Source organism: Xenorhabdus littoralis, assembly GCF_033949345.1.
Taxonomy (GTDB): Bacteria; Pseudomonadota; Gammaproteobacteria; order Enterobacterales; family Enterobacteriaceae; genus Xenorhabdus; species Xenorhabdus littoralis.
This window is the reverse complement of the sequence record NZ_VCDP01000279.1, coordinates 1-207: the sequence shown is the minus strand read 5'-3', so window position 1 is coordinate 207 and position 207 is coordinate 1. Positions and strand designations below refer to the sequence as shown.

1 protein-coding gene is annotated in these 207 nt (G+C 59.9%); it reads left to right on the top strand.

Annotation, left to right across the window (positions count from 1 at the left end; genetic code table 11):
* On the top strand, positions 1–207 hold a 207-nt coding region (locus FE394_RS20235), incomplete at both ends, for a phosphopantetheine-binding protein (RefSeq protein ID WP_319927979.1).

Sequence of the window (207 nt, the reverse complement as noted above, 5' to 3'; positions counted from 1 at the left end):
GCAATGCATGCTTATGAAGCGCCCGTGGGCAAACTGGAAACCACGCTGGCCCAGATCTGGCAAGACCTGCTGGGGCTGGAGTGTGTCGGGCGTTATGACCATTTCTTCAAACTCGGTGGTCACTCATTACTCGCGGTGCAATGCACGACACGAGTACGCCAGGAGCTGGCACTGGAGCTGCCGCTGGCTCAGCTCTTTGCCCGGCCG